The organism is Synechococcus sp. JA-2-3B'a(2-13) (genome assembly GCF_000013225.1).
Taxonomy (GTDB): Bacteria; Cyanobacteriota; Cyanobacteriia; order Thermostichales; family Thermostichaceae; genus Thermostichus.
Genome location: NC_007776.1, coordinates 1,023,702 through 1,046,112, shown reverse-complemented (window position 1 = coordinate 1,046,112; position 22,411 = coordinate 1,023,702). Strand labels below are relative to the sequence as shown.

The following is a 22,411-nucleotide window of genomic DNA, read 5'->3' as shown; positions in this document are numbered from 1 at the left end:
GAAGCCCTCTCTCAAGATGTAATGAGATAACAACAACTACCGGGCTAGCAATCCAAGGTTGTTTCCCGCTCCCAGGGCGTGATCTGACGGTTGTATTCCTGCCACTGTTGGCGTTTGAGCTTGAGGTAGGCATTCACAAAGGGATCCCCAAGCCTGCTGCGGAACAGGGTGTTTTGGTCTAAATGGTTGAGGGCTTCGACCAGAGAGCCGGGCAACGTTGGGGCATTGGGGAGGGGATCGGTGTAGGCGTTGTTGTCACAGCGGGGGCCAGGATCCCGTTGGTGTTGGATCCCGTCCAGGCCGGCGGCAATGAGACCGGCAGCCAAAAGGTAGGGATTGGCGGCAGCATCGGCCAAACGCAATTCAAACCGCCCGGCATCCGGGATCCGAATGGCGTGGGTGCGATTATTGCCGCTGTAGCTGATTGTGTTGGGAGACCAGGTGGCCCCAGAGAGCGTGACGGGGGCATTGAGGCGGCGATAAGAATTGACCGTCGGGTTGGTGAGGGCACACAAAGCAGGCGCATGGTGCAGCACCCCGCCGATGAAGTGATAGGCCAGTTGAGAAAGCCCCAATTCCCCTTGGGGATCGGCGAATAGGTTTTGCTCCCCCTGCCAAAGAGAAATATGGGTGTGGCAGCCGTTGCCCGTCAGATGGGCAAAGGGTTTGGGCATGAAGGTAGCTCGATAGCCATGCTTTTCGGCAATGCTTTTCACCATGTATTTGAAAAAGGCGTGGCGATCAGCCGTAACTAGGGCATCGTCAAACCGCCAGTTCATTTCAAATTGGCCGTTGGCATCTTCGTGATCGTTTTGATAGGGATCCCAGCCCAGCTTCTGCATGCCATCGCAGATGTCCCGGATCACCGAAAAACGCCGCATCAAACTTTGCTGGTCATAGCAGGGCTTGGCCTGCTGGTCGCGCTCATCGGAAATGGCCCACTCTTCGGGCGACAGAAGCATGAACTCGCATTCGATCCCCGTCTTGACTTGAAAGCCCATAGCTTCTGCTTGGGACAACACCTTCTTCAATACCCAGCGGGGGGTTTGTGGCAAGGGATCCCCGTTGACCTGGACTAGATCGGCAGGCATCCAGGCCACTTCCGGCTGCCAGGGCAGTTGAAACAAGCGCTCGCGCTCCGGCTGGGCAAACACATCGGGGTCTGCAGGCGTCAAGTCCAACCAGGCAGCAAACCCGGCAAATCCAGCCTGACCCTCTGCCATGAAGTCGATAGCTGAGGCAGGCACCAGCTTGGCCCGTTGGATCCCAAACAGGTCGGTAAAAGAGAGCAGAAAGTAGCCGATCCCTTGGGCGCGGGCAATTTCAGAAAGCGGCTGTGTCATGTACCCAAGCTAGGTCTTGGCCTCAGGTAGAGATGTGTCTTTCCGCACAAAAATAGATCTTTATCAAAAGAAGCGGCCAGGAAGACAAACACCGCCATTTGTATTCGCCCAGGGTTGCGCAGCAATGGGAAAATTCTCCCCTGGCCAACAATTACCCGTTGATGTTCCTTCCCGCTTTTGAGTCAGCCCAGATGGTTGCCAAGGCGGGGTGGAAGTTGAATGCCAAGAGGGCCAGCAAGCCATCGTTTCGAGCAGTACCTCTGGGCATGAAGGCCGGGGCGTCTGCGCCGTGGCTCCCTCAGTGAAAGTGAATTAGGATGGGAAAGCGTGGTTTTGCCGTGTCGGCCCGCTTGTTCTTCTCTTGGGTAGATCTGGAGCAGCGCAGATGGCAGTTTACGAGGGCAATTTTGTTCAGACGGAGGATCTGCGTCTAGCCATTGTCATCGGTCGGTTTAACGACCTGATCACCGGCAAATTGTTAGAAGGGTGCCAGGACGCGCTGAAGCGGCATGGTGTGGATGTCGGCCCGGAGAGCAAGCAAGTGGACTACTACTGGGTGCCCGGCAGTTTTGAGGTGCCTTTGCTGGCTCACCAACTGGCCCAATCTCGCCGTTATGATGCCATCATCTGTCTGGGGGCAGTGATTCGCGGGCAAACTCCCCACTTCGACTATGTGGCGGCGGAGGTCTCCAAAGGCATTGCGGCGGCAGGATTTCGTACCGGAGTGCCGGTTATTTTCGGGATCCTCACCGCCGATACCCTGCAGCAGGCTCTGGAGCGGGCCGGGGTCAAGAGCAACAAAGGTTGGGAATACGCCATGAGTGCCCTGGAGATGGCTACTCTGATGCGCCAAGTTGCCCCCGTGCTCCAAGGCAGCTACGGCCACAGCGGCAACGGGGCCGGATCCCGTCCGTCTCTGCCCGGTGGAGCGGAAGCCCTGCAGTCTACCCTGGACAGCGCTGCCTATTGAGGGCGGGTGAGGCGAGTCAGCACTTCGTTGGAACGCTGCACAAAGGCCCGCACGGCTGCCGGGTCAAAGCTTTTCTGGGTAATCAAAGCCAAATCGTAGATGTGATTGCAGATGAGGTGAACCAAGTCGGGATCCCGACCCTGATCGGCAAGAGACTGCAGGTTTTGGATAAGGGGATGGGCCGTGTTCAGAACCAGCGTGTGCTCTTCCAGAAACTCCAGCGGCTTCTGCTGGATGACGGCGTTGAGCTCCTGTAGGCGCCGCAGCGTCTCCGGCAGCAAGATCATGGCCGGAACCGACTCTGATTTAAGAGCTTCTGCTTGGATCTGCAACTTGTCTTTGCCCAGGGCTTGTCGGAAGAGATCGACCAACTTTTGGCTGCGGGTTTTTTGCGTGACCGGGTCAACAATTTCGGCGGCTTTGTCTTTATCCACCAGCGTTTCATCCAGCTCAGAGTCCACCCGCTTAAATTGGATCCCTTCTTCTTTGTATTCCCGCTCCAAAAAGCTGCTGAAGTGGCTGTCGATCCAGCTATCCAGCATGATCACTTCCAGTCCTTGAGAGCGGTGGAGATCGATGTAGGCACTCTGGGCAGCCTCATCGGTGGCGTAGTAAACTCGCTTGTTTTGCTTGTCGCGGGTGCGCTCCAGGTACGCTTTCAGGGTCACATATTCGGGTTTGTCAGCAGGGGATCCGGCCACTCGGAAAATGAGAATATCCTTAATCTGGGCAAAGAACTTGTCGTTGTTCATCGCCCCAAACTTCATAAAGAGGCTGATGTCGGGCCAGACCTTGACGTATTTTTCGTAATCTTCCCTGTACAGTTCATTGAGACGATCCGCCACCTTTTTGGCAACGTGATCCCCAATGCGTCTTACGGTGCGGTCATTTTGTAAGAAGCTGCGGGAGACGTTGAGAGGAATATCCGGGCTGTCGATGGCCCCCCGCAGAGGCAGGAGAAACTTGGGGATGACTTCCTCACAGTTATCTTGGACAAAGACTTGATTGCAGAACAGCTTGACTTGACCCTTGGTGGGATCAATATCGGGGCGCAATTTGGGGAAATAGAGGATCCCTTGCACGATGAAGGGATAGTCGGTGTTGATGTGCACCCAGAAATGGGGATCCTCTTGGAAGGGATAGAGGTAGCGATAAAACTCTAGGTAATCCTCATCTTTGAGTTCGGAAGGTGAGGTTCTCCACAGGGGCTTTTGCTTGTTGATCACTTCCCCGTTTAACTTGATGGGAACGGGGATGAAATCGCAGTATTTACGAACCAATTCCCGAATGCGGCTTGGCTCCAGGTATTCTTCGTTTTCGGGGGTGATGTAAAGGGTAACGGTGGTGCCGATGCTGGAGCGCTCAGAATCGGAGAGGGTAAAAGTAGTGGTGCCGTCACAAGCCCACTTCACCGGCGTGCTGCCGGGCCGATAGGAGAGGGTGTCGATCTCCACCCGCTGCGACACCATAAAAGAGGAGTAGAATCCTAGACCAAAGTGGCCAATGATTGCTTGCTCTGCGTCTTTGCCCTTGTACTTTTGAATGAACTCTTCAGCGCTGGAAAAAGCCACCTGGTTGATGTATTTTTTCACTTCCTCGGCAGTCATGCCAATGCCGTTATCGGCCACCGCTAAGGTCTTGGCCTCCTTGTTGAGGGCAATCGTAATCTCCGGCTCTGGGAGATCTGCCACTTCGCCGGCAAGGCTGGCCATCTTCAGCTTGGTGATGGCATCAGCAGCATTGGAGATCAGCTCCCGCAAGAAGATCTCTCGATCCGAGTAGAGAGACTGCTTGATGATGGGAAAGATGTTCTCGGTGTGGATGGTGATGGATCCCTGTTCCAGCACGGTCATAGGTGGCTCAGCACTCAAACAAGCTCAGTGCTAATCTACAGAGACCGAAAAGTCCCCGACAAGCAGGCTCTTTTTCGGAAATCCGCACTCGCAACCGAACCGGCTCTCTAGAGCTGAGCTGCTCCGGGCGGAGCTTGGGTTTGGCCGTTGGCGTCAGCGGCGCGGAGTGCTTCATCCAAAGCCAACTGTTGAGCCCAATCTTGGCCGACTCGAATGGTGACATCGGAGTTGAGAACGCCAGTAGATTCTACCCGCACTTCTCCCAGGCCAATGGCGGCGCGGATCTGTTTAGCCCCCTCCCGATCCCCGCTCTGGGCGAGGATCTCCGTTTGCTGCAGCACCTGAGTGCTGTCTTCCACGGCAAAAGCATGGGCGTATCCTTGCCTCACCAATTCTTGCACCATACGGCGGGCCATCCCCGGCTCTCCGGTTGCGTTTTGCACGGCTATGCGCAGGCGGTGTGGAGGAATGCGGGCTACCTCTGCCTCCAGGCCAAAGTGGGAGACGGCCACCCGTCGGATCCCGGCTGGATCCGGCAGCCAGTAGCTGGTGGAGAATTCTCCCGGCTGACTGAAGCGGCCCGGCAGCAGCACCAGGTCGATGCGATCGCCCCCAGAGGTGAGGACAAACTTGGCCAAGCTCAGAACCTCTTCCCAGGTGAGGTTGGTATCGAGGTTGGTGCGGATAACCTGCAAAATCTTTGGGATCCGCGGCCAGACAGCAGGGGAGAGCAGTTCCCGGCTCAGGGCCCGCAGCAATTCCTGTTGCCGTTGCACCCGACCGATATCCCCCAATCCCAGGTGATCGCGGCGAAAGCGGGCAAAGTGGTGGGCTTGTTCTCCATTGAGGCGTTGCCAGCCGGGCTCCAGGTGGATGAACAACTGCTGGGTGTGATCTGCGTACTGCATCGGTTCCGGCACGTAGATTTCCACGCCGCCCACCGCATCGATCAGCTTTTCCAGAGCGTCGGTATTGAGGCGAATGTAGCGGTCAATCGGGATCCCACCCATCAAGTGGCTGACCACCTGGGCCGTCAGCGCCGGGCCCCCTGCCAAGTTGGCAGCATTGATCTTGGCCACACCAAAGCCAGGCAAGCGCACACGAGTATCGCGGGGGATGGACAAAACGGTAATCCGCCGCGCCTGGGGATCAAAGCGGGCCAAGAGAATGGTGTCGCTGCGGGTGTGGAAGCGATCTCGCTCTGTGGGCAAGGGCAGGGTGGGATCCGGGTTGTCCGTGCCGAGAATGAGGATATGCAACGAGCGATCCAGAGCCGCAGCCCGTAAGGCATCGGGACGGAAGGCTTCTTGTTCTGCAGGAGTGAGGGAAGTTGGGATCACCTGACGGGGCAACATCACGGCCAAGAGGGCACCGGCAGAACCCGCCAACACAGCCGTGAACCCCAACAACAGCCAGAGGATCCCCTGACGAATGGCCTGCTGACGAGCTGCGCGGACACGGTCAGGACGGGGGGGATAGTGGAAGGAGGGCATCAGGTCAGACCAGGCCTCGCGAGCGCGTACAGGAAAGGGTGTACTGTCTGGGTGGTGTTGCCAACTCCACCAATTCAAGGCCATGTTACCCTATCCTCAGTTTTCAGAGTTGTCTGGATCCAACTTCAGCGAGGTAGCAGTCGCCACAGGGGGATCCCTGCAGCCGTTGTCGGGAAAGTCAGAGGTGCATCTTTGGCTGCAGACAGTCCCCCCGTTGGAGAAGTTGCTCCCCCAGCTCGGCCTTCTTTCCCCTGAAGAATGTCGGCGGGCAGAGCGTTTACAACTGCCGGCAGATCGGCGCCGCTTTCTGGCCGGTCGTCTTGGGTTGCGGAGCTTGCTTAGCCGCTACAGCGGCATTCCGCCCCAGGGGATCCCCCTCGACCACAGTTCTACCGGCAAACCCTACTGGCGGGATCCACCCCTGCCGCTGCAGTTTAACCTCAGCCACTCCCACGAGCGCGTCCTGATCGGCCTGAGATGGCAATACCGCATTGGAGTGGATCTGGAATGGGTTCGACCTGTGCTCCGCTGGCAGCGCATCGCCCAACGCTATTTTTCGGCTGCTGAGCAGGGCCGTTTGGCCAGCTGTCCAGCTCCAGAGCGAGATGCCCTTTTCTTTCAAATGTGGACACAAAAGGAGGCGCTCCTGAAGGGAACAGGCAGGGGTCTGGCCGGCTCCAGAGCTTTGGACGGGGACTCTTGCTGGGTAACCCTACCCCTTCGGGTTGCCGGTGGCTACGCCGCTGCGGTAGCCCTTGAAATAAGGAAAGACGGAGAGGAAGCCCCAGCCGTGCGGCTCTACGAGGATGTGGATGGCTAGACAGGGCAGAAGGGAATCAAAACCTCTCCGCCTAGAGATGCTATCTTGAGTTTCCAGGCTACTCGCAGAGGAGTGAGAAGGGAGGAGTGAGAAGTGAGAAGGAGGAATCTCTTCTCTTTGCTCTTTTCTCTCTCCTCGTTGCTCTTTTCTCTTTGCTCTTTCCTCTCTCCTCGTTGTTGCAATGTTAAACAGGTTCTGTCATTTCCTGGTGCTGGGAATCTGGCTATCGGCCCTCATGATTGGGATCCCGCATCCGGTATGGGCGCGGGATCTCTCCAGACAAACGCCGCAGGAGAAGGTTATTGAGTTGGGTACTGCCGACAATCAGTTGGTGTTTGTGCCCAAGGAACTGTCTTTTCGCAACGGCAGCCTCTACCGTCTCCGCCTGAGCAACCCCAGCCAACTGAAGCACTATTTCAGCGCCAAGGATTTTGCCGATGCCGTCTGGACCCGCAAGCTGGACGTGGCCGGCGTGGAAATTAAGGGCCAGATCCGAGAACTGGAGCTGAAGCCAGGCGCTTCGGTGGAGTGGCAATTTATTCCCCTGAAATCTGGAGTCTACGCTTTGGTTTGCACCATTCCCGGCCATGCAGAAGCAGGTATGGTGGGGCAGATTACCATCGGCGATTGAGATCCTCTTCCTGGGCTACCCGGCCAAAAGGGGATAGAAAAGAGAAAGACGCTGCCAGGCCAATCCATGAAAAACCCGCTCACGCCCAAAGCCCTTCGCGCCACCGACGCGAACGCGGAACACTGGACTCGGCGACGCCAGGCAGCTTCCCCTCGAAAGAGCAGGCCCCCCCTTTCGGAGCGGATTGCCGGCTATGCCCTCGCGCTTCTCTCCCTCACTGCCGTCCACGGGATCCGCTACTACAACGAACCACAACTGACCGTCGGCAGCCGTTCTCCGCAGACGTTTCTTGCCCCTGCTGCGGCGGAGATTGAAGATGTGGAGGCTACCCAGGCCCGACAAGCTGAGGCGCGGCGGCGGGTGGTTCAGGCCCTCAAAATCAACAGCACCGCCAACGACAGCATGCGGCAAAATCTGGAGGCTCTCCTGGCTGAGGTGGAGGCCATCCGCCAAGAGGCAGGGCCTCTGCCCTATGTTTCTGTCCAGTTGCTGTCTCTGCCAACGCAGATCTACCTGCGCCAGCTTTCCCCGGAGGAGTGGGAACCCTTCCAGGCTCGCGCCCGACAAGAGGCCATCCGCGGAGCCACCCCATCTCCTTTGGAAGAGCCTTCTTCGGGGCGACCGGAGCAGCTTCCTCCGGAGCAGCGGGCCAAGCAAGAGCTTGTCGAGGTTTGGCAGCGGGTCTGGTTGGATGGATCGGCCACCCAGATGGCGGCGACGGATCCCTATACTCAGCTAATTGCCCAGGTGGAAGCGGCGCAACGGCGCTATCAAGCGGCTTTGCCGGCTCTGGAGCAGCTCACCCCCCCTGTTCCGGCCACAGTTCTCAACTTGGCAGATGCGGATTGGCAGCATTTGCAAACCTTGAGCCGGCGGGTCTTGGAGCGTCTGCAGAAGATAGGGATCGTGGATGGCCTGCCCCGCGAAGTTCGCGCCGAAGGGATCCAAGCCCAACTGGACGATTTGATGTTTCCGGGCAATGCTGCCCAACGACAGGAGTTGCAAGGGCTGGTCTATCAGTGGCTGCAGCAGGTGCTCATTCCCAATGTGGAGGTGGATCCCCAGCGCACCGAGCAGCGCATCCGCGCCGAGCTGGAAAAAGTCGAGCCGGTTCTGATCTCGGTTGCCGAGAACCAGGTGATCGTGCGAGCAGATCAGGTCATCACTCCCGAAATTTTTCTCATCTTGGACCACTTTGGGCTTACCCAGCGCGGGATCAACATCTGGGGCTTGGTGGGAGTGGCCGGAGTGATGGGCATGGGCCTGGCTGTCTTTGTGCCTCTGCAGCAACGCTTGCGGCCAGGGTTGCGCCGCCGGGATCGGGTGTTGATCCTCATGGTTTCCCTGACCGCTCCCCTTTTGGCGGCCTTGTTCAAGCTGGAGTTCAGCTCCCTGCCGGCAGTGGGGCTGTTGCTGGGCAGTTTTTACGGGGCAGGGCTGGGCTTGGTGGTGGTGGTAGGCCAGGCGCTGTTTTTGCCCTTGGTCTCCCCTGTCAACCTGCTCACCCTTGTACCCTTGCTCTCCAGCAGCGTGGTGGCCTCTGCCCTGGCCGGGCGTTCCCGTTCCCGCGAAGAGCTGGCCTTGTTGGGAGGAGGAGCGGCAGCGGTGCAGATGCTGGCCTACGGGGCGGTTAGCTTGGCCACCACCGGTGGCATCGACCTGTTGGCCATGGCTTTGGCAGGGGGAACCAGCTTGGGATGGAGCATTGTTGCCCTGGGAGCCAGCCCCTACCTGGAGCGCCTATTTGACTTAGCCACCCCCATTCGTCTGATCGAGTTGAGCAATCCCAATCGCACGCTGCTGCGGCGGCTGGCTGCAGAGGCCCCCGGCACCTTCCAGCACACTCTGCTTGTGGCCACTTTGGCAGAACGGGCTGCCCAGAAGCTGAACCTCAACGTGGAGCTGGTGCGCACCGGCACTCTTTACCACGACATCGGCAAGATGCTGCAGGCCCGCTACTTCATCGAGAACCAGATGGGCAGCCTCAACCCCCACACCCAACTGGACGATCCCTATCGCAGTGCTCAGATTATCAAGGCCCACGTCAGCGATGGCTTGCGCCTGGCCAAGCAATATAATCTGCCTACCGCCGTCCAGGCGTTTATCCCTGAGCACCAGGGGACGATCCTGATTGCCTACTTCTACCATCAAGCCCAGATGAAAGCCGGGGGTCAGCCCGTACCCGAAGAGCCGTTCCGCTACGATGGCCCGATCCCCCAGAGCAAGGAGACGGGGGTGGTGATGATGGCCGATGCCTGTGAAGCCGCCCTGCGCAGCATGACTCTGAGCGATGGCTTCGGCCCCGATGTGGTCGAGCGGGCAAAAGCTGTTGTCCGCAAAATTGCCCAGGCCCGTTGGCAAGATGGCCAGTTGGTTGATAGTGGGCTGACGCTGGAGGATTTGGAGGTGGTGGCAGACGCTTTCGTGGAGGTCTGGCGGGAATCCAACCACGAGCGCATCCCCTACCCCAGTTTCACCCCTGCCCCCTCGCTGCCTGAGACTCCTTCTGCTCAGGCCCAGATCCCGGTGTTGATGAGCCCCTCTACGGGATCCCCTTAGCCAAGTAACCTCTTCCCGAAGAAGCTGGGTAGGTAGAGAAAGGTCTAGCCCTGCGGCTCATCGATCAGTACGATAGGGGATCGTTCTGTGGACCCAGTATGAACCAAGGCAGTCCTAGGATTTGCAGCCCTAGGCGGAGGATTTTTGTTTTATTGTTTTTGGATGGCCTGCTGAATGCTTCATGAAGCTCCTACTTCCTCTGCCGATCCCAAAGCTTCTGCAGCTCCTTTTCAGATTCCACCTCTGTCTCAGTCCAGCCCTGTCCAACTGTCGCTGGTCATTCCCACCTACAACGAAGCCTCCAGTATCTGCAGCCTGATCCGGCAGTTGTGTGCCCACCTAGACACGATTCTGCCTGGAAGCTATGAGTTGATTGTGGTGGATGACAATAGCCCCGATTACACTGCCAAAGTGGCCCAAGGATTGCAAAAAGAATTCCCTCAACTGCAAGTCATTTGTCGCCACCACGAACGAGGCCTGGCCACTGCCGTGCTGCGGGGATGGCAAGCTGCCCGCGGCGAGGTGTTGGGGGTTATGGATGGGGATTTGCAGCATCCGCCGGAGATTGTCCTCAAATTGTGGCCGCTCATCCAGAAAGGGGCAGATTTGGTGGTGGGCAGCCGCTATGCACCATCGGGAGGGGTGAGCCACTGGAGCCTGGGCCGGCGCATTGTCTCCCGCGGGGCCCAATGGATTGGGCTGGTTCTGCTGCCGGGAGTTTTCAGCCGTGTTTCCGATCCGTTGAGCGGACTGTTCCTGGTCAGACGCCAAGCCATTGCCGGGATCCCGCTCAACCCCAAGGGTTACAAGCTGCTGATCGAGGTGCTGGCGCGGGGCCGGGTGAAAACCATTGCTGAAGTCGGCTACATCTTTCAGGAGCGCCAAAACGGGGAGAGCAAAATCCAACTGCAAACTTGTCTCCAATATCTCCACCACCTGATGGTGCTGCGCTTTTCGCTAGGGCAGGTGGGATCCTTTTTGCGCTTCAGCACAGTTGGCCTATCCGGCACCTTGGTGGACATGGCTTTGCTCTATGTTTTGCACGATCCCACCAACTTGGGATGGGATCTCATAACCAGTAAGCTGGTTGCTTCGGAGGTGGCCATTCTCAATAACTTCCTCTGGAACGACCTGTGGACTTTTCGCCATGTGACCCGCTTGCAGCCGGGGCCCTGGAATCGCCTGAAGCGGTTGGCGAAGTTTAACGTTATCTGCTTAATTGGCTTGGTTCTCAACACTTCACTGGTGACCTTGCTGAGCGAGCGCTTGGGCATTCATTATTTGTTGGCCAACTTAATTGCCATCGGTATTGTTGTATTCTGGAACTTCTACCTCAACTCCAAGCTGAGCTGGAGGAGTGCAGAGGTTAAGTCGGACTCTGTGGGTGGCCAGTCTTGAGTATGGCTTTTTCCAGGAAGAGCCAATAGGAAAGTACGGGCATTTCGCTCATTTCCTCACGGTCTGGGCCCCCTTTGGCATCCACCTTCGCCCCTTGTTCCTATGGCTGCGCTAAGTAGAGTTAGGGCGGATCCCCTCTAGGGCGATGATCTCCTGGATCACCGAGCGAACAACGGGAGCAGCCGTCGTCGAGCCGAAGGCATCTTCCCCCTGGGGCTCGTCGATCACCGCCAAGATCACGTAATTGGGGCGAATGGCCGGGAAGTAGCCCACAAAACTGGTGATGCGCTTGCCGGGCAAATAGCCCCCCCGTGGCCCGGCTTTCTGGGCAGTGCCGGTTTTGCCAGCGATCTCATACCCCTCGATCTTGGCCGATTGCCCCGTGCCAAAGTCCACCACATCCCGCATTTGGATACGCACTGCCAGCGTGGCTTGCTCGGATAGTACCCGCACCGGCTGCGGCTGCGGGGATCCCCAAACCAGAGTATCCGTATCCTTTTCCACCAAGCCTCGCACCACATGGGGCTGTACTTTCAGTCCGCCATTGGCAATGATGCAGTGCATGGCAGCCAACTGTAGAGGGGTAAGGGCCAGCCCCTGGCCGAAAGCGACAGTGGCCCGCTCCACCGGCACCGTAACAAACTGTCGCAGCGGTTTCAAACGGCTGGCCGGCTCAAAGGGCAAATCCACGCCACTGCGCTCGTTGAACCCCAGCCGCACCAAGGCATTGTAGTACTGGCGGGGATCCAGCTTGCGCATTAGATGTACCATGCCCACATTGCTGGATTGCCGCAGGATATCCGTGACGCTCATCCAGCCATGGGCCCCTCGCTGGTGGTAGTCGTAATTTTGAATGGGCCACTGACCGATGAGAATCCGACCCTCGTCATAGACCCGTTCATCTGCTGTAAAGGCTCCAGCATCCAACCCAATGGCAATGTTGATGGGCTTGAAGGTGGATCCCGGCTCATACAAATCCGTTACGGCCCAGTTGCGAAAAAGACCGGGGTCATACTCAAAGTAGCGGTTGGGGTCATAGGTGGGCTCGCTCACCAGCGCCAGGATTTCCCCTGTCTGGGGCTGGAGGACAATCACCGTGCCCCGCAGGGCTCGAAACCGCTCCAGTTGCACTTTCAGGGCAGCGCGGGCAGCTCTTTGCAGGCGCATATCTAGGGTAAGTTGCAGCACCGTCTCGCGGGATTGCAGCAGCCCTTCCGGCACCTCGGCAGCCAACAGTCGTCCGTAGCCATCGCGAGGAATAGTAACAGGTTGAACGGTACGCTCCAGCAGCTCTTGTCGGGAATATTCGACTCCTGCTTGGCCCTGATGATCCAGATCTACATAGCCTACCACCTCGGCGGCCATCTCTTTTTGGGGGTAAATGCGTTGCCGCTCGCTCACCAGCTCCAGGCCATCCAGATGCAGAGCCTGAATTTGATCTGCCACCTCCTGGGATACCCAGCGCTCCACCCGCACTGCCTGATTGGCCGATAGCCGCTGCGCCAGTTGCTCTACTGGACGCCGCAACAGGGGAGCAAGAGCGGTGGCAATTTCCTCTGGAGTGCGTTTGCCAAAGAGGCGGGGATGGGCCCAGAGAGTATAGACGGGGCGATCTACGGCCAGCAATTCTGCCTGCTGCTTGGCAATGGAGTGACGATCCACAATTGAGCGACGAGGAATGAAAGGTCTTAGCTGGGCTCGCTGCTGGGCTTCGGCTCGCTGCTGCAATAGGGGTGCCTGTTGATGTTGCAAATAAACCAGACGTGCTCCTGTTACAAATAGGGCGATGATCAAAGCCAGTCCGGTCATGCCGGCGCGAAAGTCAAGCTGGCGGGCCGTCGGGATCCGCTCCCCCAAGAGCCATCCCAGCGCTGTTCCCCACTGCCTAGAGCTTCGCGGTGAAGGGATCCAAGAACCTCTGCGTCGGCGCCGTTGAGCAAGTTGCCGGCCATTTTGCCTTGTCTCCAGAGATTTCGGCACAGGCCGCCCTACCCTAGCCCTAGGTCTGCCTTCCATTGCAATCCTCACATGAGCACCACCGCTAGTTTGGCGCTCATCCCACTGTTATGCCACCCCACAGCTTCTGGGAAAGACCTTGGGATCCCGAAAAGCAGCCAGGACATTTTAGAGGTATTGGAGATAACATAATACCTCAGAACATGAATTAGGTGCGGGCAAATCCTCAGACTTTTCGCACTTGGATCCGCAGTTTTAAATCACATTCAAAAGAAACTGGGAGGACATGAAAAACCCAACTCACTTGCGTACATTCAATTCAACAGCTCAAACCTTTAACTTGCTTGATTTAAAACCTCTTCCCGGCGCCTCGTGCAGTCAGCCACTCAATTTCCGCTCCTGGTTGGAGAGAGGGGAAGTTGAATACAGCACAGCGAAAACCGGAGGACTTACTGCTTTTCATAATTTTTTAAACGCTTCGTATTCTCGGAAACAGACGACCGGCAGACTAGCAAGCCATAATCTAAACAAATCCAGCTTTCTCGGAGTTAAGTCTATGAAATGCGTGGAGGAGAGCCACAACAAGCGCGTGTACCAAGAGCCTCCCAAGTATTTATCTTTTGGGCTACTTCTTGCCTTCATTCCTCTATATGCCTCGACTTTACTTTGGTTGCACCAAGGCGATCGCCACTTCACCTGCTTTCGAGTTGCCCAGTCTGCGGTTAACTGCGAAGTGTTTTTCCAGCCGTTGCTGCCTTTGCCAAGTACGACTGAACTCTACAAGGACGTGAGAGGGGCTGGAACCAAAACCGAAATCGAGACAGATGAAGATGGAGACAGAACAACCTACTACTATGTCACGCTGAAAACTCCTGCAGGAGAAAGGGAAGCCTGGTCGGCTTCCAGTGAGAGTGAGGCTCAGGAACTGGCAAGGCGCATTCAGTCTTTTGTGAACGGCACAGAGAGTCAGCTCTTGGTAGATAGCGATAAGTTCGACTTAGGAGATTTAGTGATTGTGATCTTGTTTTCCCTCATCTCATTGCCATTTCTTTTGATAGGGGTTTCTATGCTGATATCGGCTTTGTGGCGCCGCCGCGTGACTTTGGACAGCTCCCTGTACCAAATCCAGGAGGAGTACCTCACTCCTTTTGGATCGCGAGGGCAGAAAACTTATTCCTTCCGAGATGTGCAGCAGGTCACGGTTCAGGCCAGGACAGATTCTGATGGCGATACTAGCTTTTCGGTAGAGGTGACATTGCAATCACAGAAGCCTTTGCTATCCATCTCCAGTGGCGGTGAATCAGAGGCGCGGGCAGAGGCCGAGAAGCTGGGTCAATTTTTGGGGTGTCCGGTCATTTTTTTGCGGGAAACAAAGTCATAGTGCTAGAGGGACGTAGCCCCGAGAGGTATTCAAGGTAAGTTAGATCTGTCCATCTGCCCATAGGGATCCCCTCCATTGCCTAGAGCGGTTTGGCTAATCCTGGGGTTGGGCTTGTTCATGCGGGGCCTGGTGGCTGCCCTTTTGCCGCCTGGCTTTGACGAAGCCTACTACTACCTCTACACCCGCCATCTGGATTGGAGCTATTTTGACCATCCGCCGCTGGTGGCCTGGACAACAGGCTTGGGGCCTGCCTTGACCGGCCAGGTGTCGGCTTTTTCTATTCGACTGGGATCCCTGCTGCTCTATTCTGGCTCTTCCCTACTCCTTTACTACACCGGAGCACGCCTTTTCTCTGATCGGGCAGGACTGATCAGCTTGGCGGCCATCAGCATCGCACCCATCCTTTGGATTGGGTTTGGGGTGCTGACCCTGCCGGATAGTCCGCTGGTCTTTTTTACGGCAGCAACCCTATGGGTGGCCAGCCAGGAGTTTTTCCCGGTGCCTTTGGGGCAGGGGAAATTGGGAGTCTATGGGGCGGCTCGCTATCGGCCAGGGCCTAGGCTAGCGCTCATAGGTCTCTTGGTGGGGCTGGCCTGTCTGGGGAAATACCACGGCTTGGCTTTGGGGTTCGGCCTGGTACTCTTTTGTCTGCTCAGCCCAGTTCATCGCTGTGCCTTGAGGTCGGGCTGGACGGTGCTGGCGGTGCTGGGTTTTGTGCTGGCCTTCAGCCCGGTGCTGATCTGGAACGCCCAGCAGGATTGGGTCTCCTTTCGCTTTCAGGGGGGGCGGGCGGTGCCGGAGGCAGGGTATCAACTGCAAGCGCTGGGGCTGACGATCCTTTCTGAAATCTTTTACCTGTTCCCCAGCTTGGGGATCCCTTTGGGGTGGGCGAGTTTGGCAGGGACGGGTCGGGTGGCCCTGCAGATTCTCCGCGGGATGCGGCTGACGGATGAAGAGCTCAAGCACCTTTTGATCCTGGCCTGTGGATTACCGCTGGTGTTGGCCTTTACCTTGATGGGAGGCTACCGGCCCATCTTGCCCACCTGGCCCATGCCGGGGTTTTGGGTGCTGACGCTGCTGCTGGGATCCTTCTGGGAACGGTGGCCGGGAGCGAAGCGAACCTTAGTGGGGACGGCGGTGATGGTCAGCTTGGTGGTGGGGGTGGGGCTGGCCCATGTGCGCTATGGCCTGCTGCAGGCTCCTGGCGGGCTGGGCCTGTGGCCCGTGGAGCAGGATCCCTCTACTCAGCTCATTGAAATTGAGCAGTTGCGGCAGCGGTTTCGGACGGATCCCCACCTGGCTCAAGCCCTTGAGGAGGCAGAGTTCGTTTTTACCAATGTCTATTTTTTGGGCGGTCAGATCGCCATGGCCCTGGCTCCGCTGACGGACAAGCCTCTGACCTGCCTGGATGCGGATTTGCGGGGCTTTGCCTTTTGGTCGCAGCCGCAGGACTGGCTGGGGCAGGATGGGCTGCTCATCACTTCCAAGCTGTTCCAGCCGAGGGCAGGGATCCCAGCCACCTATGGCGACTACTTTGCCCAAATCGAGCCTGTGGCCGAGGTTCCCCTGGTGCGGGCAGGGGCGGTGGCGCAAACCTTTCAGGTGTACCTGGCTCGACAGATGCGCAAGCCCTATCCCCGCCCTTATTCCCGCCTGCAATAACAGCAGAGGACATCCTGGGCAAAGCTAGAGGGGGCGATGTCTGTCGAACCAGCGCATCAGCATTGCAGCCAAGCGTTCGGGGTTGTGGCGCACCAAGCCGGTCTCTGGATCCTCCTGCATGACGTTAGCCAAAACGGCGCGGCAGCCCAGGTAAGCCAGTTTGTCGGGATCCAGCACCACAAACTCAGAACCGCTGCGGCGGTAATGCTCCAAAGCGCGCGGGGAGGGTGGCTCCCGCTGCACCAGCACGCCGTCAAATAGGCGCACTCCTGCCACCCGATCCAGAGCCATGACGTGATCCCCAACAGTATAGCCGTCGGTTTCCCCCGGCTCGGTCATGATGTTGCAGACGTAGATGTGGGGGGCCATATTTTTGGCCAGAGCTTCCACAATTTCCGGTACCAACAGGTTAGGGATGATGCTGGTGTAGAGGCTACCCGGCCCCAGCACCACAAACTCTGCCGCCTCAATAGCCTCGATGACTTCCGGTAGGGCGGGAGGGTTGGGGGGGTCACAGCCGATTCGGCAAATGCGTCCTCCGGCTTTGGCAATGTTGGACTCTCCCACCACGCGGCGGCCATCGCTCAGCTCCGCCCAAAGGGTGACATCCGCCAGGGTGGCCGGCAGCACCCGCCCCTGAATGGCCAAGACTTGCGAGGTGGCAGTGATGGCCCGAATCAAGTCGCCGCCGGTTACCGCGGTGAGGGCAGTGATGAACAAATTGCCGAAGCTGTGGCCGCTCAACCCTTCCCCCGACTGGAAGCGATATTGAAACAGCTCGGTGAGCAGCTTTTCCTCGTTGGCCAGAGCAGTGAGGCAGTTGCGGATATCGCCGGGGGGCAAAACGCCGATCTCCCGCCGCAGACGCCCTGAGGATCCCCCGTCATCGGCCACCGTGACAATGGCTGTGATGTTGGAGCTGTAGCGCTTCAGACCCCGCAGCAGGTTGGAGAGGCCGGTGCCGCCCCCCAGTACCACAATGCGGGGACCACGGCTGAGACGCCGCCGCGACAACAGCTTATCCACCAGCGCTTCATCTCCCTCGGGGATCAGCACATCCTCGATGGAGCGCATGGCGCTGCGAAACCCCAGCACCACCATCACCAGCCCGATCCCAGTCACCAGGGGGCCACTGATGTTGTTCGGGATCCAAGTGGTGATCAGGCGCAGGGTGATGTCGATCAGCCGCTTCAGGCGAAAGATGGGGGTCAACTCCGTCCAGATGGCAATGCCCAGCACCATCAGCAGCACGCCCCCAACCGCCAGGCTCAGCCAGCGTTTAACGGCTAAACCGGGAAAGAGCCATTTCCAGCCACTTCCCGGCCAAGCAGCCTTGCGGCGGCGAATGCCCCAAGCGGCGGACTTGTTGCTGGGCACAGGCTTAGGCATGGGAAGGTGCAGGAACGCCGGCCAAAGGGATCCTAACCTGTTGCTGGGCAACGCCGGCTTCGCCGGGCACCGGGCCAAAGCGGGCTTCCAGCTCCCGCTGAGAGTCGAGCAGATGGCGATGCTGAACCTGAACATTCAGGTCGGGAAGAACGTGGTTGCCGGCAGGGACAGTCCAAGGCTGCAAATCCTGGGCCAGGCGCTCCACCAGGGCCACCGAGCGGTGCTGACCGCCGGTACAGCCGATAGCCAAAGTCAGGTGGGGGCGACGCTCTGCGCGGTAGTGGGGCCAAAACGCTTTGATCAGGGACAAGATGTGCTGGTAGGTGGATTGTGTGATGGGATCCGCAAACAAGAACTCCTGCAGCAGGGGATCCTGCCCAGTGAGGCGACGCAGATGGGGCTGAAAGAAGGGGTTGGGCAAAAAACGCACATCGAACAGCAAGTTGGCATCGGGGGGAACGCCGTATTTGAAACCGAAGCTGACCAGCCTTAGGTTGAGGGGCTGGGGGATCCCTTGCACCAAAGCTTGCAATTGCTGCCGCAGTTGCTGGGCATTGAGGTCGGAGGTATCCAACCAGTGGGTGCAGCGTTCCCGCACCGGGGCCAGAGCCAGCCGCTCTTGCTCAATGGCCTCCCACAAACCCGCAGCTTCCCCGTAGGGATGGGGACGGCGGTGGGCGCTGAGACGGTTGAGCAACACTGGGGAGCGGGCCTCCAAGAATAGGAAAGGGATCCCTTGCGATTGCACCCAAGCAGCCAGGGTGGGAACTTGATCCCGGTACTCCTGGGCGTGGAGATTCAAGCTGATGGCCAAAGCAGCGTGATGGGTCCGCATCGCCTCAACCAAGGGGATCACCTGGGCAGGCGGGATCCCTTCTAGGCTGGTGTACCCCAGTTGTTCCAACTGCTGGATGGCCAAAGTTTTCCCGGCTCCCGTCAGGCCGGCAATGACCAGAACGGGGGGCGCGACTGACATGGGTTTATCCTGCATGGAGCTTATTCTAGGGCGAGAGGCGGCCAAAACAAGTGCTGCAAGGGAGGGATCCCTGCCGGCTCAGCCATACAGGGCGCCCAGAAACCATCCTCTCAGGTTGGCGAGGCTTTGGTAGCTTTTTTATCCATTTTCTCATCCGGTGCCGCCGGTCTCAGGAGGGGAGCGCTGGGGCAGAGATCCGCCAAAAAACATTGCTGGCACAGAGGCCTGCGGGCAGTGCAGATGGCCCGCCCGTGGTCGATCAGACGGATAGACCAGTTCTCCCAGTCCGCTTGCGGCAACAACTGCATCAGATCCTTTTCGATGCGCACGGGATCCTCGTGCTCAGTGAGGCCGAGGCGGCGGCTGAGGCGCTTAACATGGGTATCGACGGTAACCCCGGCATTGATGCCAAAAGCATGAGCCAACACCACATTGGCCGTCTTGCGAGCTACGCCGGGTAGGGTGAGCAGCTCCGGCATGGTGCGGGGCACTTGGCCACCGAAATGGCTTAAGATCCTGCGGCAGGCTTCCTGAATGTGCTTGGCCTTGTTGCGATAGAAGCCGGTGGAATGGATGAGAGCCTCGATCTCCTCTCGCGGCGCTGTCGCCAGGGCCTGGGCATCCGGGAAGCGACGAAACAGCTCTGGCGTTACCTGATTCACCCGCTCATCCGTACACTGAGCCGAGAGGATGGTTGCCACCAAAAGTTGCAGCGGCGTCCGGTAGTGGAGGGCACAGGTGGAGTTGGGGTAGTGGCGCTTCAGCCGGAGCAGGATCTCCAAAGCTCGCTGGCGCAAGGCCCGTTTGCTGGCCATCTTCCCCTAGCCCGACCCGGTGACAATGGCGAGGGTGTCTTTGAAGATCAGCACCACCCCCAATCCCAGCAACAACACCAAGCCCGTCTGCATCACCCGCTCCTCCAGATGCTTGGGCAGCCGTTTGCCGCGAATCGCCTCCAGGATCAAAAAGGCAATGTGTCCCCCGTCCAAGGCGGGCAGGGGCAACAGGTTGAGAAAGGCCAGGTTAATGCTAATCAAAGCGGTGAAATTAAACAGGCTGGCGGCGTCATCGCGGGCCAGATCCGCCCCAATCTTGACGATCCCCACCGGGCCGGAGACCTGAGCAGCCGTGCTTTGGAAATTCTGCAGCAACTGCCGCAAGCCGTTCAGATTGAGCATCACCACCCGCTGGTAGGCATTTCCCGCCTCCGTGAGGATCTCAGCCACACTCTGAGGGGGACGCAAGGTCACCTCCTGGTGGGGGGCCAAGGTCACTCCAATGGCCACCGTCTCTCCCCGCACCTCTGGGATCACCGTCAATTGCAGGGGATCCCCTTCCCCACGCTGCACCTCCAGGGGAATGGGCCGGTTCTCGCTGCTGCGGATCAGCACCTGAAAATCGTTCAGAGCTGCCAAGGCCGCCGTCTCGTCGGCAATCCCCCTGTAATCGCGATCTGCTGCCTGCAACACCACATCCCCTGCCTTCAGGCCGGCCCGCTCCGCCGGGCTATCGGGCATCACCTGAGGGATGAGAATGCCGGGATGGAGGCGCGTTACCGAGGGGATCCCCACCCAGGCAAACATCAACACCAGCACCAGATAGGCGAAGATCAGGTTGGCCATCACCCCTGCACTCATCACCACCAGGCGATCCAACACGGGGCGGTTTTTCAGCAGATCCGGGTCGTCGGGCGGGTAGGGAGAATGTTCATCCTCGTCAGGAAAGCCCACGTAGCCCCCCAGCGGCAGGGCGCGAATGGCGTACTCTGTCTCCTTGCCCTGGTATCGCCACAACACCGGGCCAAACCCCAGCGAGAAGCGGTTGACGTGGATCCCTTGGAGTTTGGCTGCCGCAAAGTGCCCTGCCTCATGCACCAGGATCAGCAGGGCGAGAATGGCGATGGAGAGGAGAACAGACATGCGCTAGCTCTGAAGAAGGCACAGAAGAAAGAAGTGGGGAGCAGAGAGCCACCCGAGGCTATTTGTCAAGGCACATAATCCAACACATGATAAAGAACCCTAAAGGAATCTCACAAAAACCTACAGGGCCCCTCAGAATACCTGCTCCACCTCCAAAATATCGGGAATGCTCTCCCGCAACTTGCGCTCAATGCCCATCTTTAGAGTCATGGTCGAGCTGGGGCAGGCTCCACAGGCCCCCTGCAAGCGCAGCTTGACCACCGGGCCATCGATTTCCACCAATTCCACATTGCCCCCATCGGCCATCAAGTAAGGACGCAGCTCGTTCAGGACTTTCTCGACGTTCTCGGTATTGAGTTCCAGTGCTTGTGCCATGGTTGCTTTTAGCCTCGTTGAGATTTGGATTGTAGCGGTTTCTGATACATTCACGCTGAACTCTCCTGAACATGGTTCAGGAAAGAAGCGATCGCATCCTGCCTATCTCTGTTCGCGTCAGCGGGACGGAGTCCAAGCAGGAAGGCGGTATCCCGCAAAGCCCTGAGGAATACCCCCCGAGCGCTTTCCCCCTTCACTTCCCGGCAACCGTTGCGGTGGACTCAAGGATCAGGGGGAAACTTGGTCTACTATATCCCTCTCAATGACTTTTGCCAAACCGCCTAAAGCTCAGTAAATTCAGCAAAGTTCAGGGTTTTGGGGGTTAGAGGCATGCTCCACAGATCCCTCAAGCTGGCAAGGGATCGCTATGATTTCAGCATAGTCTGAATCCTTCTGGGGGAGGGCTGGCTTGGTTGTCCGGATCCCTCCAACACCAGACGACTAGAATGAGTAGGAAGCAGATTTGCCTATTCCCAGCAGCATCACCCACTCAGCAGGGCCGTCTTTATTTCTTATGCTAGACGCTTTACTGATCGCGATCTTCATGTTGGCCGGGGCTGGTCTCGGGTTTTACGGCCTGGATTTGCTCCCTCCTGCCGCCATTCAGGGGGCCAATGTGGAAGGAGCCCGTGTCGTCACCAGCGGCTTTGGCGTGCTGGCAGGACTGGCTTTGGGATCCCTGGTGCGCTGGAGCTACCGTCGCTTCGAGGCCAATGTGCGCTCCTTGCCGCCGGACGTGTTGATCAGCCGCTCGGTGGGGTTGGTGATCGGCTTGGTGATTGCCAATCTGGCCATGGCTCCTGTCTACTTGCTGCCCCTGCCCCCCCAACTCAATAGGTTCCTCGAGCCGCTGGCTTCGGTCTTTTTCAGCTTGGCCTTTGCCTATCTGGGGGTCAGCCTGGCCGATACCCACGGCCCCTCGCTGCTGCGGCTGTTTAACCCCAACTATGCTTTGCAGGCAGCCCTCTGGGCGGAGGGCAATGTGGTGGCTGCCACGGCCAAGGTTTTGGACACCAGCTCCATCATCGATGGCCGAGTGGCTCAGTTAATCGAGACAGGTTTTTTGGAAGGAACCCTGGTGGTTCCTCGCTTTGTGCTGACGGAATTGCAGACCATTGCCGACAAAGCCGATGCCCAAAAACGAGAGCGGGGCCGCAAAGGCTTGGATACCCTGCAGTCTTTGCGAGAGGCCTACCCCGATCGTTTCGTTATTCACGAAGCCAACTATCCAGATCTGACCACTGTCGATGAAAAGCTGGTGCGCCTCACCCAAACCGTGGGGGGAACGCTGCTTACCACCGATTACAACCTGAAGAAGGTGGCGGCTCTGCAGGGGGTCAAGGTGCTGAATGTGAATGAGTTGGCCGAGGCGCTGCGGCCCATCTATGTTGCCGGCGACAGCTTTGATATCAAGATCACCCGCGAAGGAAAAGAGCCAGGTCAAGGGGTGGGCTACTTGGAAGACGGCACCATGGTGGTGGTGGAAGAAGGGCAGCGCTCTGTGGGCAAAACCCGCTCTGTAGTTGTGACCAGCTCCATTCAAACCTCAGCAGGCCGCATGATCTTCGCCCGCCTCAACAAGGACTCTGCCCCACTAACCCGCCCGGCCTCTGATCCGGCCAGCCCGGCTTCCTCTGGAAAAACCTGAGTTTTGGCCTGTGTTCCCCTAACGCAATGGTGGTCTCC

At 58.2% G+C, this 22,411-nt stretch carries 17 protein-coding genes; 8 read left to right on the top strand and 9 right to left on the bottom strand.

Features of this window, described 5'->3' with window-relative positions; genetic code table 11:
* Positions 1 to 44 precede the first annotated feature (44 nt).
* Positions 45 to 1,343, bottom strand: coding sequence for a type III glutamate--ammonia ligase (gene glnT, locus CYB_RS04795; RefSeq protein ID WP_011432638.1), 1,299 nt, complete (start codon positions 1,341 to 1,343; stop codon positions 45 to 47).
* A gap of 385 nt (positions 1,344 to 1,728) precedes the next feature.
* On the opposite strand from glnT, the gene ribH reads away from it, so the two are divergent.
* Complete coding sequence (ribH, locus tag CYB_RS04790; RefSeq protein WP_011432636.1) at positions 1,729 to 2,313, top strand: 6,7-dimethyl-8-ribityllumazine synthase; 585 nt, start codon at positions 1,729 to 1,731, stop codon at positions 2,311 to 2,313.
* On the opposite strand, the gene htpG is transcribed toward ribH, so the two are convergent.
* Together htpG and CYB_RS04780 are read right to left on the bottom strand one after the other, a co-directional pair.
* Positions 2,307 to 4,166 carry a molecular chaperone HtpG gene (htpG, locus tag CYB_RS04785; protein WP_011432635.1) on the bottom strand — a complete coding sequence of 620 codons (1,860 nt, stop codon included), beginning with the start codon at positions 4,164 to 4,166 and terminating at the stop codon, positions 2,307 to 2,309. The two genes, ribH and htpG, sit on opposite strands and share 7 nt — an antisense overlap.
* Positions 4,167 to 4,273: 107 nt before the next feature.
* A complete protein-coding gene (locus CYB_RS04780) occupies positions 4,274 to 5,743 on the bottom strand; it encodes an LCP family protein (protein ID WP_011432634.1) in 1,470 nt (489 codons plus the stop codon).
* Here CYB_RS04780 and CYB_RS04775 point away from each other — a divergent pair.
* The 4 genes from CYB_RS04775 (at position 5,742) to CYB_RS04755 (ending at position 11,067) form a co-directional block, all read left to right on the top strand.
* Positions 5,742 to 6,479, top strand: coding sequence for a 4'-phosphopantetheinyl transferase family protein (locus CYB_RS04775; protein ID WP_071818151.1), 738 nt, complete (start codon positions 5,742 to 5,744; stop codon positions 6,477 to 6,479). The genes CYB_RS04780 and CYB_RS04775 overlap by 2 nt on opposite strands.
* A 208-nt stretch (positions 6,480 to 6,687) precedes the next feature.
* Positions 6,688 to 7,110, top strand: coding sequence for a plastocyanin/azurin family copper-binding protein (locus CYB_RS04765; RefSeq protein ID WP_238376907.1), 423 nt, complete (start codon positions 6,688 to 6,690; stop codon positions 7,108 to 7,110).
* 66 nt (positions 7,111 to 7,176) lie between these two features.
* The gene (locus tag CYB_RS04760) at positions 7,177 to 9,669 is read left to right on the top strand and encodes an HD family phosphohydrolase (protein ID WP_011432631.1); all 2,493 of its coding nucleotides are present in this window, start codon (positions 7,177 to 7,179) and stop codon (positions 9,667 to 9,669) included.
* A 174-nt stretch (positions 9,670 to 9,843) separates the two neighbouring features.
* A complete protein-coding gene (locus CYB_RS04755) occupies positions 9,844 to 11,067 on the top strand; it encodes a glycosyltransferase (RefSeq protein WP_011432630.1) in 1,224 nt (407 codons plus the stop codon).
* 111 nt (positions 11,068 to 11,178) lie between these two features.
* Here the strand turns inward: CYB_RS04755 and CYB_RS04750 are convergent, their stop codons facing one another.
* Positions 11,179 to 13,047: a peptidoglycan D,D-transpeptidase FtsI family protein gene (locus CYB_RS04750; RefSeq protein WP_238376906.1), complete on the bottom strand. Its 1,869-nt coding sequence runs from the start codon at positions 13,045 to 13,047 to the stop codon at positions 11,179 to 11,181.
* A 262-nt stretch (positions 13,048 to 13,309) separates the two neighbouring features.
* Here CYB_RS04750 and CYB_RS04745 point away from each other — a divergent pair, with 262 nt between their 5' ends.
* Together CYB_RS04745 and CYB_RS04740 are read left to right on the top strand one after the other, a co-directional pair.
* Positions 13,310 to 14,404, top strand: coding sequence for a hypothetical protein (locus tag CYB_RS04745; RefSeq protein WP_011432628.1), 1,095 nt, complete (start codon positions 13,310 to 13,312; stop codon positions 14,402 to 14,404).
* Between the two features lie 75 nt (positions 14,405 to 14,479).
* The gene (locus CYB_RS04740) at positions 14,480 to 16,066 is read left to right on the top strand and encodes an ArnT family glycosyltransferase (RefSeq protein ID WP_011432627.1); all 1,587 of its coding nucleotides are present in this window, start codon (positions 14,480 to 14,482) and stop codon (positions 16,064 to 16,066) included.
* A 24-nt stretch (positions 16,067 to 16,090) separates the two neighbouring features.
* On the opposite strand, the gene yvcK is transcribed toward CYB_RS04740, so the two are convergent.
* The 5 genes from yvcK to CYB_RS04715 form a co-directional block, all read right to left on the bottom strand.
* The gene (yvcK, locus tag CYB_RS04735) at positions 16,091 to 17,455 is read right to left on the bottom strand and encodes a gluconeogenesis factor YvcK family protein (protein ID WP_011432626.1); all 1,365 of its coding nucleotides are present in this window, start codon (positions 17,453 to 17,455) and stop codon (positions 16,091 to 16,093) included.
* Positions 17,448 to 18,431: an RNase adapter RapZ gene (rapZ, locus tag CYB_RS04730; RefSeq protein WP_011432625.1), complete on the bottom strand. Its 984-nt coding sequence runs from the start codon at positions 18,429 to 18,431 to the stop codon at positions 17,448 to 17,450. Before rapZ ends, yvcK begins: the two co-directional genes overlap by 8 nt.
* A gap of 110 nt (positions 18,432 to 18,541) precedes the next feature.
* Positions 18,542 to 19,246, bottom strand: coding sequence for an endonuclease III (gene nth, locus CYB_RS04725; RefSeq protein ID WP_011432624.1), 705 nt, complete (start codon positions 19,244 to 19,246; stop codon positions 18,542 to 18,544).
* Positions 19,247 to 19,252: 6 nt separating this feature from the next.
* On the bottom strand, positions 19,253 to 20,350 hold the full coding sequence (gene rseP, locus CYB_RS04720; RefSeq protein ID WP_011432623.1) for an RIP metalloprotease RseP: 1,098 nt from the start codon (positions 20,348 to 20,350) through the stop codon (positions 19,253 to 19,255).
* 132 nt (positions 20,351 to 20,482) lie between these two features.
* Positions 20,483 to 20,725, bottom strand: a complete 243-nt coding sequence (locus CYB_RS04715) for a NifU family protein (RefSeq protein WP_011432622.1) — start codon at positions 20,723 to 20,725, stop codon at positions 20,483 to 20,485.
* Positions 20,726 to 21,239: 514 nt separating this feature from the next.
* Here CYB_RS04715 and CYB_RS04710 point away from each other — a divergent pair.
* The gene (locus tag CYB_RS04710; RefSeq protein WP_011432621.1) at positions 21,240 to 22,373 is read left to right on the top strand and encodes a PIN/TRAM domain-containing protein; all 1,134 of its coding nucleotides are present in this window, start codon (positions 21,240 to 21,242) and stop codon (positions 22,371 to 22,373) included.
* Positions 22,374 to 22,411: the final 38 nt, after the last annotated feature.

Bases quoted from the DNA above. Each gene is read 5' to 3' on its own strand.
- glnT (WP_011432638.1), bottom strand. From the start codon at position 1,343: ATGACACAGCCGCTTTCTGAAATTGCCCGCGCCCAAGGGATCGGCTAC.
- ribH (WP_011432636.1), top strand. From the start codon at position 1,729: ATGGCAGTTTACGAGGGCAATTTTGTTCAGACGGAGGATCTGCGTCTA.
- htpG (WP_011432635.1), bottom strand. From the start codon at position 4,166: ATGACCGTGCTGGAACAGGGATCCATCACCATCCACACCGAGAACATC.
- CYB_RS04775 (WP_071818151.1), top strand. From the start codon at position 5,742: ATGTTACCCTATCCTCAGTTTTCAGAGTTGTCTGGATCCAACTTCAGC.
- CYB_RS04780 (WP_011432634.1), bottom strand. From the start codon at position 5,743: ATGGCCTTGAATTGGTGGAGTTGGCAACACCACCCAGACAGTACACCC.
- CYB_RS04760 (WP_011432631.1), top strand. From the start codon at position 7,177: ATGAAAAACCCGCTCACGCCCAAAGCCCTTCGCGCCACCGACGCGAAC.
- CYB_RS04755 (WP_011432630.1), top strand. From the start codon at position 9,844: ATGCTTCATGAAGCTCCTACTTCCTCTGCCGATCCCAAAGCTTCTGCA.
- CYB_RS04745 (WP_011432628.1), top strand. From the start codon at position 13,310: ATGAAAAACCCAACTCACTTGCGTACATTCAATTCAACAGCTCAAACC.
- yvcK (WP_011432626.1), bottom strand. From the start codon at position 17,455: ATGCCTAAGCCTGTGCCCAGCAACAAGTCCGCCGCTTGGGGCATTCGC.
- rapZ (WP_011432625.1), bottom strand. From the start codon at position 18,431: ATGTCAGTCGCGCCCCCCGTTCTGGTCATTGCCGGCCTGACGGGAGCC.
- nth (WP_011432624.1), bottom strand. From the start codon at position 19,246: ATGGCCAGCAAACGGGCCTTGCGCCAGCGAGCTTTGGAGATCCTGCTC.
- rseP (WP_011432623.1), bottom strand. From the start codon at position 20,350: ATGTCTGTTCTCCTCTCCATCGCCATTCTCGCCCTGCTGATCCTGGTG.
- CYB_RS04715 (WP_011432622.1), bottom strand. From the start codon at position 20,725: ATGGCACAAGCACTGGAACTCAATACCGAGAACGTCGAGAAAGTCCTG.
- CYB_RS04710 (WP_011432621.1), top strand. From the start codon at position 21,240: ATGCTAGACGCTTTACTGATCGCGATCTTCATGTTGGCCGGGGCTGGT.